The sequence below is a fragment of the Variovorax paradoxus genome (genome assembly GCA_016806145.1).
GTDB lineage: Bacteria > Pseudomonadota > Gammaproteobacteria > Burkholderiales > Burkholderiaceae_C > Variovorax.
In genome coordinates this window covers 4,885,966-4,900,257 of sequence record CP063166.1, presented here as the reverse complement: position 1 = coordinate 4,900,257, position 14,292 = coordinate 4,885,966, and the positions used below count along the sequence as shown (strand labels likewise).

At 70.4% G+C, this 14,292-nt stretch carries 11 protein-coding genes; 7 read left to right on the top strand and 4 right to left on the bottom strand.

The annotated features are described in order from the left end of the window. Positions 1 to 28: 28 nt before the first annotated feature. Together INQ48_22935 and INQ48_22930 are read right to left on the bottom strand one after the other, a co-directional pair. Positions 29 to 2,386, bottom strand: coding sequence for a cytochrome P450/oxidoreductase (locus INQ48_22935; protein QRF56205.1), 2,358 nt, complete (start codon positions 2,384 to 2,386; stop codon positions 29 to 31). A gap of 26 nt (positions 2,387 to 2,412) precedes the next feature. Next, complete coding sequence (locus INQ48_22930) at positions 2,413 to 3,390, bottom strand: tripartite tricarboxylate transporter substrate binding protein (GenBank protein ID QRF56204.1); 978 nt, start codon at positions 3,388 to 3,390, stop codon at positions 2,413 to 2,415. Positions 3,391 to 3,561: 171 nt separating this feature from the next. Between INQ48_22930 and INQ48_22925 the strand changes: the two genes are divergently transcribed. Continuing rightward, complete coding sequence (locus INQ48_22925; GenBank protein QRF56203.1) at positions 3,562 to 4,425, top strand: IclR family transcriptional regulator; 864 nt, start codon at positions 3,562 to 3,564, stop codon at positions 4,423 to 4,425. Between the two features lie 114 nt (positions 4,426 to 4,539). After that, positions 4,540 to 5,781 (top strand): M20/M25/M40 family metallo-hydrolase, encoded by a 1,242-nt coding sequence (locus INQ48_22920; protein QRF56202.1) that lies wholly within the window; start codon positions 4,540 to 4,542, stop codon positions 5,779 to 5,781. A gap of 90 nt (positions 5,782 to 5,871) precedes the next feature. Here INQ48_22920 and INQ48_22915 read toward each other — a convergent pair whose 3' ends face one another. Beyond that, the gene (locus INQ48_22915) at positions 5,872 to 6,849 is read right to left on the bottom strand and encodes a TIGR03571 family LLM class oxidoreductase (GenBank protein ID QRF56201.1); all 978 of its coding nucleotides are present in this window, start codon (positions 6,847 to 6,849) and stop codon (positions 5,872 to 5,874) included. Positions 6,850 to 7,058: 209 nt separating this feature from the next. Here INQ48_22915 and INQ48_22910 point away from each other — a divergent pair, with 209 nt between their 5' ends. The 4 genes from INQ48_22910 (at position 7,059) to INQ48_22895 (ending at position 12,577) form a co-directional block, all read left to right on the top strand. Beyond that, positions 7,059 to 8,375, top strand: coding sequence for an MFS transporter (locus tag INQ48_22910; GenBank protein QRF56200.1), 1,317 nt, complete (start codon positions 7,059 to 7,061; stop codon positions 8,373 to 8,375). A gap of 74 nt (positions 8,376 to 8,449) precedes the next feature. Then, entirely contained in the window at positions 8,450 to 9,865 is a 1,416-nt protein-coding gene (locus INQ48_22905) for an FAD-binding protein (protein QRF56199.1), read from the top strand. Positions 9,866 to 9,900: 35 nt separating this feature from the next. Beyond that, on the top strand, positions 9,901 to 11,523 hold the full coding sequence (locus INQ48_22900; protein ID QRF56198.1) for a tannase/feruloyl esterase family alpha/beta hydrolase: 1,623 nt from the start codon (positions 9,901 to 9,903) through the stop codon (positions 11,521 to 11,523). Between the two features lie 91 nt (positions 11,524 to 11,614). Beyond that, the gene (locus tag INQ48_22895) at positions 11,615 to 12,577 is read left to right on the top strand and encodes a LysR family transcriptional regulator (protein ID QRF56197.1); all 963 of its coding nucleotides are present in this window, start codon (positions 11,615 to 11,617) and stop codon (positions 12,575 to 12,577) included. A 1-nt stretch (position 12,578) separates the two neighbouring features. Here the strand turns inward: INQ48_22895 and INQ48_22890 are convergent, their stop codons facing one another. Then, the gene (locus INQ48_22890) at positions 12,579 to 13,262 is read right to left on the bottom strand and encodes a TetR/AcrR family transcriptional regulator (GenBank protein QRF56196.1); all 684 of its coding nucleotides are present in this window, start codon (positions 13,260 to 13,262) and stop codon (positions 12,579 to 12,581) included. 212 nt (positions 13,263 to 13,474) lie between these two features. On the opposite strand from INQ48_22890, the gene INQ48_22885 reads away from it, so the two are divergent. Further along, complete coding sequence (locus INQ48_22885; GenBank protein ID QRF56195.1) at positions 13,475 to 14,278, top strand: SDR family oxidoreductase; 804 nt, start codon at positions 13,475 to 13,477, stop codon at positions 14,276 to 14,278. Positions 14,279 to 14,292: the final 14 nt, after the last annotated feature.

The window sequence follows — 14,292 nt, the reverse complement described above, 5'->3', positions numbered from 1 at the left end:
GGCAGGGATCAACATTGCGCGAGGAGCCTCAAAGCTCCAATACCAACCGCTCCCCCGCGCAAGCCCGCGAGCAGCAAGTCATCATCCTTGCATTCGCCTCGCGCTCCGAGCGCGTCAGCACCACGTCGCGATGGTCGACCTTGCCGGCCAGCACGCGCACCTCGCACGAGCCGCACAGGCCCTCCTCGCAGTCGCTCTGCACGTCGATGTTGGCGGCGCGCAGCGCGTCGAGCACGGTGCGGTCGGCCGGCACGGGCACGACGATGCCCGAGTCCTTGAGCTCGACCTCGAAGGCATGTTCCTTCGACGGGTCGAGCGTGCCGAGCTTGGATTCGAAATGCTCCACGCGCAGCGAGTCCTCGGGCCAGGCGGCGCAGCAGGCCTCGAGGGCGTCGAGCATGCGCGCGGGGCCGCAGGCATAGACCTGGGTGCCTTCGCGCGGGGTGGCGAGCAGCGCGGCGAGGTCGCAGCGCAGGCCGTCCTCCTTCGCGTAGACATGCAGGCGCTCGCCATGCAGCGCGGCCAGCTCGTCGACGAAGGCCATGCGCGCGCGGCTGCGGCCGCTGTAGTGGATCTCGTAATCCAGGCCCAAGGCCTTGGCGCGGCGCGCCATCGCGGCGATGGGCGTGATGCCGATGCCGCCGGCGATCAGGATCAGCCGCTGGCGGCTCTCGTCGAGGTGGAAGTGGTTGCGCGGGCCGCGCACCTTGAGCTTGTCGCCGGGGCGCACGTTGGCATGCACCCAGGCCGAGCCGCCGCGGCCTTCGTCCTCGCGCAGCACGGCGATCTCGAGCACGTCGGCCTCGGCCGGGTCGCCGCACAGCGAGTACTGGCGCGAGAGGTCGGGCGAGCCGCATTCGATGTCGATGTGCGAACCCGGCGTCCAGCGCGGCACGGGGCGGCCGTCGGGCGTGGCCAGGCGCAGCTTCAGCACGCCCTCGGCGACCGGGGTCACGCTCTGCACCACCATCTGGCGCGAGATCGCATGCTTCGAGGGCTCGCCGATGCGCACGGGCACCTGCTGGTCGAGCAGCGCGGCATCGCGGCGCTCGGGGTTGTGGGCCGGGTCCCATTCGACCCACAGGTGCTCGGGGCCGCGGAACGAGGTGTTGGGCACGTAGCTGAACTGCTGCTCGGCCAGCTTCATGTGCGGCAGGCGGCGCGTGAACTCCTCGAGGAAGATCTGCATCTCCATGCGCGCGAGGTTCTTGCCCATGCACTGGTGCGAACCGTAGCCGAAGGTCAGGTGGTCGCTGGCGTTGTCGCGCCGGATGTCGAACAGGTCGGCATCGGCGAAATGCGCCTCGTCGTGGTTGGCCGACGAGGTGACGATCAATAGCTTCGAGCCGGCGGGAATGTCTATGCCGCCGACCTGCACGTCCCTGGTCGCGAGACGGCGCCAGGCCGCGACCGAGCCGTTGTGGCGCAGGCATTCCTCGACCGCGCTCGAGATCAGGCCCGGGTCCTCGCAGATGTCGCGCCAGGCCTGCGGATGCTGCAGCAGCAGCTTCATCGCATTGGCCGTGGCATTGGCGGTGGTCTCGTGCGCGGCCACGATACCGGCCATCATCATCGAGTGCAGGTAGGAGTCGGTCACGACCTCGGGATGCTCCTTCTGCTTGCGCAGGCCGTAGGGCATCCAGCCCGGCGCGTCGGGGTTCAGGCGCATCTTGTCGAGCACCTTGCCCGCGAACTGCCAGAAGTTGCCGACCGCATGCGCCACCGCCACTTGCTCCTCGGGCTTCGGGCGGCCCCAGGTGTTGACGGTGTGGGCGATCGAGTACTGGCGCAGCGTGTCCATGTCCTCCTCGGGCACGCCGAGGAAGTGCAGGGCCACGGTCAGCGGCACCTCCCACAGCATCTGGTCGACCAGGTCGGCGCGGCCGTCGTCGATGAAGCGGTCGACGTACTCGCGCGCGAGCTGGCGCACCATCGGCTCGTGGTGCTTGAGCGCCTCGGGCGTGAACGGGTCCATCAGCACGCGGCGGCGCGGCATGTGGGCCGGCTCGTCCTCGTTGACCAGCGTGCGATTGAGCGCGAAGCCGTAGCTCGCGAGCACCGCGTTGGCCTCGGGGCCGGTGGGCGTGATCTTCTCGAGCGCGATCGAGGGGCTGAAGGTGAGGTTGTCGCGGAAGATCGCCTTGATGTCCTCGAAGCGCGTGACCACCCAGTAGCCGAGCTTCGGGCTGTAGAACACCGGCTCCTGCTCGCGCGCCCAGCGCACGTACTCGGGCGGGTCCTGCTGGTAGCCGTCCTCGAAGGGATCGAAGTCGGCGGCGCGCCGGCTCACCGGGCAACCCGTGGGCGAGCGTTCGGCGGACAGGTCGCCGTGCGCCACGGGGCAACCCCCGGTGCGCGCGGCGGCGGCTTCGGAAACGGTGGACATCGAGAAGGCTCCTTCCGCGCGGCGCGTCAGTCCAGGGTGATCTTCAGGTCGCGGATCAGCTTCTGCCAGCGCACGGTCTCGCTGCGCAGCAGTTCGCCGAACTGCGCGGGCGTGTTGCCCACGGGCTCGACGCCGAAGTCCTCGAGGCGCTTGCGCACCGTGGGTTCGTTGATGGCCGCGACCACGCGCTTGTTGAGCGCGTTCACCACTTCGGGCGGCGTGGCGGCGGGCACCACCATGCCGACCAGCGCGGCGGCTTCCACGCCCTTGTGGCCGAGCTCGGCGAAGGTGGGCACGTCGGGCAGCTGCGGCAGCCGCGTGGCGTTGGCCACGGCGATGGCCTTGACCTTGCCGCCCTTGATGAAGCCCGCGCCCGCGGCGAGGTCGACCATCATGGCCTGCACTTGGCCGCCGGCCACGTCGGTGAGGGCCGGTGCCGCGCCGCGGTAGGGCACGTGCACCATGAACAGGCCGGCCTCGGTCTTGAGCAGTTCCATCGCCAGGTGGTGCGGGCTGCCCGCGCCGGCCGAGGCGTACGAGAAGCTGCCGGGCTTGGCCTTGGCCTGGGCGATGAAGGTCTTGGCGTCGGCGATGCCGCTGGCCGGATTGACCACCAGGATCATCGGGAAGCGGCCCATCAGCGTGACCGGCGCGAGGTCCTTGGTGGGGCTGTACGACAGCGTCTTGTAGAGCGAGGGGTTGAACACCATGGTGCCGTTGTCGGCCGACAGCACGGTGTAGCCGTCGGCCGCCGAGCGCGCCGTCTCCGCGGCCGCGATGGCGGTGTTGCCGCCGGGCTTGTTGTCGACCAGCACCGGCTGGCCGGCCTGCGTCGACAGCGTCTGGCCGATCGTGCGCGCGAGGAAGTCGGAACCGCCGCCGGCGGCATAGGGCACGAGCCAGCGGATCGGCTTGGCGGGGTAGGCGGCGGCCTGGGCGAAGGCGGTGCTCGTGACGGCGAGCGCGGGGAGGGCCAGCAGGCAGCCGGCCAGGAACTTCTTCATCGTGTCTCCTGGTTTCTAGGGTTCTGGGAAGCGCAATCCGGGGTCAAAATCCGCGACGGCGAGTTTTGCGTAATGATTGTACGCATAGCGTAAATCGCGAGGCAAGCCCTCGGGCCACCGTACTTACCATCGGGTGCCCGCCCCTTTTTTCGAGAACGAGACGATCCGCACATGGCTTCCACCCCGAAGAAAAGCGCCCCCGCCAAGCCGAAGGCCGCAGTCGCAAGGTCGTCCGCCACGCCCGCGCCGCGCGAGCGGCGCCAGCGCGTGCAGTCGGCCGAGACCGGCATGGCGGTGCTCAAGGGCCTGGCGCGCATGGGCGGCAACGCGGGCCTGTCGGGCCTCGCGGCGCACGTGGGCGAGAGCCCGGCCAAGGTGCACCGCTACCTCGCGAGCCTGGTGCAGGAAGGGCTGGTGGCGCAGGACGTCGATTCGCAGCGCTACCGGCTCGGCCCCGAGGCCATCAACATCGGGCTGGCCGCGATGCGCCAGTCCGACCCGGTGCGCGCGGCCGAGCCCGCGCTGGTGCGGCTGCGCGAAGGGCTCGAGGTGACCTGCTTCGTCGCCGTGATGGGCAACAAGGGCCCGACCGTGATGCGCTTCGAGGAGCCGGGCCTGCCGGTCACGGTCAACGTGCGCGCGGGCTCGGTGATGTCGATGCTGTGGTCGGCCACGGGCCGCGCCTTCCTCGGCCTGCTTAACGAGCGCAGCGTGCGCGAGCTGGCCGAGCAGGAGCTGGCCGCGGCGCCGCGCGAGATGCGTGCGCAGCTCGATGCGAAGCAGCCGATCGAGGCCCTGCGCGCCGAGGTGCGCGCGCTGCGCTGCGCGGTGGTGCGCGACACCTACCTGCGCGGCATCAGCGCGGTCGCGGCGCCGGTGCACGACTTCACGGGTCGCGTGTGCGCCGTCATCACCGCGCTGGGCGCGAGCGGCGGCTTCGATCCCTCGGCCGACGGCGCGATCGCGACGGCCGTGCTGCGCGAGGCGGCGGCCACCAGCGAGGTACTGGGCTACCTGGTACCGAAGGAATGCTGAGCCGCGCTTGACCCGCGTGCGACCGGGGCGATAGGCTGCGGCGGCGCGTCGCGGGGAGCGGCGCGCCTCCTCGCGGAGCCAACAGCCATCGACAAAGAACGGACAACAAGACTCATGAAGACTTTCGCCTTCCCCTCCCTTCGCACGCCGGCCATCGTGCTGGCCAGCGCGCTCGCCTTCTCGGGCGCTGCTTCGGCGCAGCAGCCGAACCGGGCCGTGCTCGACGCCGCCACGCAGAAGAAGGAGGAATCGCTCAAGCTGCTCGAGCGCCTGGTCAACATCGACTCGGGCTCGACCAATGCCGAGGGCCTCGAGAAGGTCCGCACGCTGGTGGTGGACGAACTGCGCCAGCTGGGCGCGCGCATCGAGACCTTCCCGGCCGAGCCGCATCCGGGCAGCAACGTGGTCGCGACCTTCACCGGCACCGGCAAGAAGAAGATCCTGATCCTGGCCCACATCGACACCGTGTTCAAGGACGGCACCGCCGCCGCCAAGCCCTTCTACGTGAAGGACGGCCGCGCCTACGGCCCGGGCGTGATGGACAACAAGGGCGGCGTGGTCGCGGGCCTGCAGGCGCTCAAGATCCTGCAGCAGCTGGGCTTCAAGGACTACGGCCAGCTCACCTTCCTGATCGACACCAACGAGGAGACCGGCTCGGTCGGCACCAGCGCGCTGATCGAGCGCGTGGCCAAACAGCACGACGTGGCGCTGAACCTCGAGCCGGGCCGTCCGGCCGACGGCCTGGTGGTGGAGCGCAAGGGCTCGGCCACCGCGCTGATCGAGGTGAAGGGCCTGGCCGCGCACGCCGGCGTGGCGCCCGAGGCCGGCCGCAATGCCGCGATGGAAGTGGCGCACCAGGTGCTGCAGCTGTCGAAGACCGCCGATGCCGCGAAGAAGACCACGGTCAACTTCACGGTGCTGACCGCCAACGGCCCGACCAACGTGATCCCCGCCACCGCCAGCGCGCGCGGCGACGTGCGCGCCGCCACGCCCGAGGAGCTCGACCGCGTCGAGAAGGACCTGCAGCGCATCTCGCAGAACAAGCTGATCCCCGACACCGAGGTCAAGGTGCGCCTGATCCGCGGCCTGCCGCCGATGCCGCGTTCGCCCGCTTCCGACAAGCTGGTGGCGACCGCCGAGGGCATCTACGCCGAGATCGGCAAGAAGCTCACCATCGAGAGCAGCGGCGGTGCCGCCGATGCGAGCCTGGTGGCCGGTGTCGGCGTGCCGGTGCTCGACGGCTTCGGCATCGTGGGCGGTGGCATCCATACGCCCGAGGAATACGCGGAGGTCGAGAGCATCGTGCCGCGGCTGTATCTGCTGTCGCGGATGCTGATGGCGTTGAGCGCGAACTGAAAACGGGGGATTCTCCAAACCGTTCGGGCTGAGCTCGGCCCGTCCTGAGCTTGTCGAAGGATCGAAGCCTTGCGCGGCGCTTCGACAGGCTCAGCGTGAACGGGTAGGGGAACGAGCGGTCGCGCTCTTCAGGCGCGGCAGCACCTCGCGCCCGAGTTCCTCCACGATCTCGCGCGCATCGCGCGGCCCGCGCGCGATGTTCATCAGCACGTGGGCCACGCCCGCGTCTTCCAGCCGGTCGAGGTAGGCCACCAAGGCGTCGCGCCCGGTGCGCAGGCCCAGCTCGATCGGCTCGGCCGGCGCGTCGGCGCGCTCGAGCAATTCGAGCTGCAGCGACTGGATGAAGGGCTTGGCCTCGCCGCCCGCGCGTTCGCGCAGCGCGGTCTGCCACAGGCCGATGCGGCCCTGCTGGCGCGCCTCGTCGCGGTGGTAGGTGGCCCAGCCGTCGGCATGGGACGCGGTCCATTGCAGCGACTGCCGCGCCGACCCCACCACCACCATGCCGATGCGTTCGGCCGGCGCCGCCATCAGCTCGTGGCCCGCCGCGGCCTCGCGCAGTGCGGCGCGTTCGGCAGCCAGCGGCGAGAGGGCCGAGCGCACCAGCATCCAGCGCTCGCGGAAGGTCTCGGCGCGCTGCGCGATGTCCTCGCCGAAGATCGCGAACTCGGCCTCGCGGTCGCCCGAACCGAGCCCGAGGATGAAGCGCTCGCCCGACAGCCGGTTGAGCGACAGCGCGGCCTTGGCCAGGTGCAGCGGCTGGCGCAGCGGCAGCACCGCGGCGGCCGTGCCGAGCGCGATGCGCTGCGTGGCCGCGGCCAGCGTGGCGAGCCAGAGGAGGGGCTCGTCGAGCGGGGCCGTGGGCATCATCTGTTCGCCCTGCGGCGCGAGCACCGGCACGTCGCGCGTCCACAGCGCCGCGTAGCCCAGCGCGTCGGCGCGCTGCGCGAGATCGCGTTCGACGGCCAGGTCGGCCATCGCATCGTCGGGGCGCGCGATCGGTGTCATGAGGCCGAGCGTGAGTCGGCCGGCCTGGAGGGTCTGCTGGTAGGCGCGGTTGAAGGAGGGCATGGGCGGCGAAGGAGGAGGCGAGGGAAATGATCGCACGCGTATCGCGACCGACGCCTCGTGGGGACAAGGCCGCCGCGCCAAGCATCTCGATCGGAGATGCGCCGATCTTCAATCCATATGAATCTTGCGCGTAAACCCGCTGCGGTGCCCTCGCGTGCCGCCGCGACCATCGGCGCACCGAATCACCAGCACAGCGAGACACCCACTCCATGAACACGAGCGCGATCACACGGCCCCGGGCAGCGGCGGCGCAAGAGGACGGCGGCGCCGATGACGTCTACCGCAAGGTCGGCTGGCGGCTCATCCCGCTGCTCTTCGTCTGCTACATCGTGGCCTACCTCGACCGCGTCAACGTCGGCTTCGCCAAGCTGCAGATGCAGGGCGACCTGCAGTTCAGCGAGGCGGTGTACGGCCTGGGCGCGGGCATCTTCTTCATCGGCTACTTCCTGTTCGAGGTGCCGAGCAACGTGGTGCTGCACCGCGTGGGCGCGCGCCGCTGGATCGCGCGGATCATGATCACCTGGGGTCTGCTGTCGGCCGGCACCATGTTCGTGAGCTCGCCGATGTCCTTCTACGTGATCCGCTTCCTGCTGGGCGCGGCGGAGGCGGGCTTCTTCCCAGGGATCATCCTGTACCTGACCTACTGGTACCCGGCCGCGCGGCGCAGCAAGGCGACCTCGCTGTTCCTCGCGGCGATCCCGTTCGCGGGCATCCTCGGCGGCCCGATCTCGGGCTGGATCCTGCAGGGCATGGGCGGCGTCAACGGCTGGGCCGGCTGGCAATGGCTGTTCCTGCTGCAGGGCTTGCCGACGGTGGCGCTGGGCCTGCTCGTGTGGCGCTACCTCGACGACCGCGTGAAGGACGCGCAGTGGCTCAGTCCCGCCGAGCGCGAACTGATCGCGCGCGACATCGCGGCCGAGAACCAGGGCAAGGCCGAGCCGCGCATCCTCGAGGTGCTGGGCAACGGCCGCGTCTGGCTGCTGGCGCTGGTGTACTTCGCCTACACCTCGGGCCTGTACGGCATCTCGTTCTGGCTGCCGAGCATCATCAAGGCGATCGGCGTGAAGGGCGCGCTCGACATCGGCCTGTTGAGCGCCATCCCCTGGACCTTCGGCGTGGTCGCGATGTACCTGATGGCGCGCAGCGCCGACCGCCGGCTCGAGTACCGCTGGCACAGCGCGCTGGCCGCGATCGTGGGCGCGGTCGGACTGGTGCTCAGCGTGGCCTTCCACGGCAACGCGGTGCTCGCGATGGCCGGGCTCACGCTGGCCACCATGGGCATCATGTCGACCCTGCCGATCTTCTGGGGCATGCCGACGGCCTTCCTGGGCGGTGCGGCCGCCGCCGCGGGCATCGCGCTGATCAACTCCTTCGGCAACCTCTCGGGCTTCAGCGCGCCCTTCCTCATCGGCCTGATCAAGGACGCGACGCAGAGCACCGACGCGGGCCTGCACATGCTCGCGGGCCTGCTGGTGGCGGGCGCGGTGCTGGTGCTGCTGGTCAAGCCGGCCGCCGCGCGGCGCTGAGTCTTCGTCTTTTTCGCGCCGCGGCGTTCGTCCGCGGCGCTTCATTCCCGGTTCCCCACAGAAAGTCCCACCCCATGGATGCGGTCGTGATCTCCCCTGCGCGCCGTTCGCCTTCGGCCGAACTGCTCGCGCTCCTGCAACGGCGTTTCGAGGAACGCCTGTCGACCAGCCAGGCCGTGCTGCTGCAGCACGGCACCGACGAATCGGCCTATGCGCCGCAGCCGCCCGACGCGGTGGTGTTCGTGCAGAGCACCGACGAAGTGGCCTTCGTGGTGCGCGCCTGTGCGCGCGAACGCGTGCCGGTGATCGGCTTCGGCGTGGGTTCGTCGGTCGAAGGCCACCTGCTCGCGGTGCAGGGCGGCGTGTGCATCGACTTCTCGCGCATGAACCGCGTGCTCGCGATCCGCGGCGGCGATCTCACGGCCACGGTCGAGGCCGGCGTGACGCGCGGCCAGCTCAACGCGGCGCTCGCGGACAGCGGCTTCTTCTTCTCGGTCGACCCCGGTGCCGACGCCTCGATCGGCGGCATGGTCGCGACCGCCGCCTCGGGCACGAACACCGTGCGCTACGGCACCATGCGCGACAACCTCGTGAACCTCACGGTGGTGACGGCCGACGGCGAGGTGGTGCGCACCGCGACGCAGGCGCGCAAGAGCTCGGCCGGCTACAACCTCACGCAACTCTATTGCGGTTCCGAAGGCACGCTGGGCCTGATCGCCGAGGCCACGGTGCGGCTGCATCCGCATCCCGAGGCGCATGCGGCGGCGGTGGTGCATTTCCCCTCGGTGCGCGCGGCGGTCGACGTGGTGATCGAGGCGATCCAGCTCGGCGTGCCGCTCGCGCGCGCCGAAATGCTCGATGCGCTGACGATCCGCGCCGTGAACGCCCACAGCCGCACCACGCTGGCCGAGCAGCCGACGCTGTTCCTCGAGTTCGGCGCGAGCAAGGCGCAGATCGACGAACAGGCCGAACTGGTGCGCGAGATCGTGGCCGGCCATGGTGGCGGTGCGTTCCAGTGGGCGCTGCGGCAGGAAGAGCGCTCGCGGCTGTGGACGCCGCGCCATCACGCCTACTTCGCCTGCCTGCAGCTCCAGGCCGGCTGCCGCAGCCTCACGACCGATGCCTGCGTGCCGCTGTCGGCGCTCGCGCAGTGCATCGACGAGACCCAGGCCGACATCGCCGAGCACGGGCTGCTGGCGCCGGTGTTCGGGCACGTGGGCGACGGCAATTTCCATTGCCTGGTGCTGGTCGATCCCGACGATGCCGCCGCGAACGCTGCCGCCGAGGCCTTCAGCCACCGGCTGGTGCAGCGCGCGCTGCGCCATGGCGGCACCTCCACCGGCGAGCACGGCGTGGGGCTGCACAAGATGCAGTACCTGGTCGAGGAGCACGGCGCGCAGGCGGTGGGGCTGATGCGCGCGATCAAGCGCGCGCTCGATCCGCACGACATCTTCAATCCCGGCAAGGTCGTGGACCACGCCATGCTCTGAATGCATCCGAAGACGACAACACAGGAGACAGGACGATGAAGCATCTGCACAGGAACCCATGGGTCGCGATGGCCGCGGCTGCGTTGATGGCGGGATGTGGCGGCGGGGGCGGTGGGGCCGGCTTCGTGCCGCTCGCGCCACCGGCGAGCGCACCACCGGCGGCACCGCCGCCCGCGCAGTCGTTGGCCGAGAAATGCCCCGCGTTCAAGGGCCGATCCGTTGCCGAAGGCGCGGTGCGCGTCGACGATGCGAAGCTGGTCGCCGCCACCGGCGTGCAGCCCGAGTACTGCGTGCTCACCGCGAGCTTCCAGGGCTCGAGCCTGCGCTTCGAGGCGCGCCTGCCGACCTCGGGTTGGAACGGCAAGCTGGCCTTCATCGGCGGCGGCGGCTTCGACGGCGCGCTGCCCAGCGCGGCCGATCCGCAGTTCAGCGCCTCGATCTTTAGCGAGCGCTACGCCACCATCGGCACCAACGGCGGCTACGACTATCCCGGCGTGCGCGACGCGGGCTACTTCGCGGCGCGCTTCGCGGCCGATCCCGCGAAGCTGCTCGACTTCACGCAGCAATCGGAGCACCGCGCGCTGCCGCCGGGCAAGGAACTGATCGCGGCCTTCTTCGGCAGCGGCCCCGCGCGCAGCTACTTCGAGGGCTGCTCGATGGGCGGCCACGACGCGCTGATGCTCGCGCAGCGCTTCCCCGAGGACTTCGACGGCATCGTCGCGCGCGCGCCGGCCGGCAACATCATGGGCCTGTTCGTGCAGTTCAACCGCATCTCGAAGCAGGTGCGCGTGCCGGCGAACACGCTGAACCCGGCCAAGCAGACCCTGCTGGCCAACGCGGTGCTCGCGCAGTGCGATGCGCTCGACGGCGTGGCCGACGGCATCGTCTCGAAGCCCGCGGCCTGCAACTACGACCCCGCGCCGTTGCGCTGCGCGGGCGGCGCCGACACCGGCGATGCCTGCCTGTCGGACGCGCAGATCGCCACGGTGAAGATCATCACCTCGCCGGTCGCCACGTCCGACGGGGCCTGGTCGCATCCGGGCTACAACTTCGGCCTCGAGAACACGGCCGATGGCTGGGGCTCGTACATCTGGCCGCAGGCGGCGCTCGGCGGCAACTCGATCCAGGGCATGTTCTCGGACGGCTTCGTGCGCTCGTTCATCACGCAGGACCCGGCCTTCGACACGCTGGCCTGGAACCCCGACCAGTGGCTCACGCGCATGGGCGTGGTCGGCGGCCTGTTCAGCGCGGCCGATCCCGACCTGGAGCGGCTGCATGCGCGCGGCTCGAAGCTGATCCTGTGGAACGGCACCAACGACACCTCGGTGAGCGCGCGCGACACCTCGCGCTACTACGACCAGGTGGTCGGCAAGCTCGGGCAGGCCAAGGCCGACCAGACCGTCGAGCTGTTCCTCGCGCCGGGCGTCGGCCATTGCGCGGGCGGGCCGGGCGCCGACAAGGTCGACCTGCTGAAGGCGATGGCGACCTGGGTCGAGCAGGGCGTGCCGGCGTCGGCGCAGGGCCTGGTGCAGCGCAAGCTCGAGGCAGGTACGGGCGCCACGGCGCTCGCGCGGCCGATGTGCAAATACCCCGCGTACCCGCGCTACAAGGGCGCGGGCAATACGAAGGATGCGGCGAGCTTCGATTGCGTGAACTGAGGCCTCGTCCGACCCGGGGGCCGCGAGGGGGCGGCCTAGAATGGCCGGCCGTTCCCGCAACCCTGTGGCGAATGGCCGGAGACCCCCGCCGATGGAACTGCGCCAGTTCAAGTATTTCGTTGCCATCGTCGATTGCGGCAGCCTCTCGCGCGCCGCGCAGCAGCTCTACGTGGCGCAGTCGGCGCTGAGCAAGCAGATGGCCGAACTCGAGGCCGAGCTCGACACCCCCTTGCTGCTGCGCAGCCGCAACGGCGTGGCGATGACCGAGGCCGGCAAGGTGTTCTACGAGTACGCGCAGGGCATCACCAAGCAGGTCAGCGACGCGCGCGCCGCGGTGCGCGTGGCCGCCGACGCGGTGGTGGGCTCGGTGGTGGCGGCCTTGCCGCAGAGCGTGTCGCCGATGATCGCGCTGCCGCTGATGCGCGCGGCCGCGCGCCGCTATCCCGACGTGGTGCTGCACCTCAACGAGGAACTCACGGGCAACATGGCCGACCAGCTCACGCGCGGCCGGGTCGACGTGGCCGTGTTCTCGCCCACCATGCCCGCCGAGGACGTGGCCTTCACGCCGCTGGTGGAGGAGGACTTCGTGTTCCTCGAATCGCCGCAGAGCCCGCATGCGCTGCCCGAGGGCGAGGTGAGCATCGCGCAGGCGACCGCGCGGCCGCTGGTGTGGCCCGCCAATGCGCACGGGCACTGCACGCGCTGGCTGGTCGATGCGGTGCTCGAGGCCGCGGGCCAGCCGGCCGCGCGCGTGGCGGCCGAGATCAATTCGGTCTACACCCTCAAGGCCGCGGTCGAGGCGGGGCTGGGGCCGACCATCATGCCGCTGGGCCTCGCGCAGCGCGAGGTCAGCGAAGGGCGGCTCGCGGCGCACCGCATCGCCTCGCCCGCGATGTTCCGCACGCTGGGGCTGTGCGTCTCGCAGCACCTGCCGACCAGCAATGCCAAGCGCGCGATCTGCGCGCTGATCGCCGAGGTGATGCAGGGGCTGTGCGCGTCGGGCGAATGGGCCGGCGCGCGGGCGGTGCAGGCCGCGAAGAAAACGAAGGCCTGAGTCAGGCGCGGCGCTTGCGCGCGGCCGCCGGCTTGCGGAGCTCGGCGGGCCGCGGGAAGAGGCGCAGGATCGCCGCGCGCACGTCGTCCTTCATGCGCTCGGCCGCATCGGCCTCGCCCGACAGGTGGCGCAGCAGCGCCTGCTGGAACAGGCCGTCGAACAGCGAATAGGCGGCGGCGGGCGGCAGGCCCGTGGGCACGCCCGCGAGCTCCTCGAAGCGGACCATGATGCGCCAGATCATCGCCTCGAGGCTCCTGTCGATCTCGGTCACGTCGTCGCGGAAGGCGGCCTCGAACAGCGCCTGCGAGCGCAGGTCGTACCAGAGGCGGTGCATGTGGCCCTCGTCGCGCAGCGTGTCGGCCAGGCTCTGCAGGAAGCCTTCCGTCAGTTCGTCGAAGGTGGTGGCGCTGTCGACCGCATGGTCGTAGCGCGTGACGCAGCGCGCCTTGTACTGCTTCACGCTGCAGACGATCAGATCGACCTTGTCGCTGAAGTAGTAGTGCAGCACGCCGTGCGAGAACTCGGTGTTCTGCGCGATCTCGCGCAGGCTGGTGCGCGCGTAGCCGAGCGTCGCGAGCGTGGTCAGCGCGGCCTCGCCGAGCTCGGCGCGTCGTTCCTCGAACTTGTCGACCCTGGCCTTCGGCACCCGGGCCGTCGACGGTTGTTCCTGCTGTCGTGTCGTCATTTCCACCGCGCCGCGCGATGCGCGGGCCGCTCTCGTTGTCGGTTGATCTGCAAACCATAGCACGCATGGCACGCCCGTGCGAAACGGCGTTCCGGCCCGTGCGGAACCCATTCTAGAAAATCTGGACAGTCGTCAAAGAAAATCTTGACACTCGTCAAGACGATTTCTAGGATGGCCGCTCCATCTCACAACCAGACCACAGGAGACAAGCGATGGGACAGTTCGATCTGAAGGGGCGCAAGGCGCTCGTGACGGGTGGCGCGCGCGGCATCGGCGCCAGCATCGCGCAGGCGCTGGCCGAGGCCGGCGCGGCGGTGATGATCGGCGACGTGCTCGCCGACGTGGGGCGCGCGACCGCCCAGCGCCTCTCGTCCGGCGGGGCGAAGGCGGGCTTCGTGCCGCTCGACGTCACCGATGACGCGGCCTGGGCCGCGGCCGTCGAGACCACGGTGAAGGAGCTCGGCGGGCTCGACATCGTGGTCAACAACGCGGGCATCGAGATCACCTCGCTGGTGGTCGACGTGCAGGCCGACGACCTGCGGCGCATGCTCGACGTGAACGTGGCCGGCACCCTGCTCGGCATGAAACACGCGTTCCGCGCGATGCGTCCGGGCGGTGCCGCGGGCGCGGGCGGCGCGGTGGTCAACATCGCCTCGGTCGCCGCGACCATCGCCTTTCCCGCCATCGCGGGCTACTCGGCCACCAAGTCGGCGGTCGACCGCGCGACCCGCGTGGCCGCGATGGAGTCCGGCAAGCTGGGCTACGGCGTGCGCGTCAACTGCATCTACCCGGGGCTGGTGCCCACCGACATGGGCATGAAGCTCGCGAACGACATCGTCGCCGCGGGCCTCGCGCCCAGCGTGGAGGCGGCCGTCGGCGACGTGATCGGCCAGACGCCGCTGGGCCGGCTCGGCGAGGTCGGCGACATGGCCGACGTGGTGGTCTTCCTCTGCTCCGACGCGGCCCGGTTCATCACCGGCGCCGGCATCGCGGTGGACGGCGGCATGGGCATGTGATCGATCAAGACAAG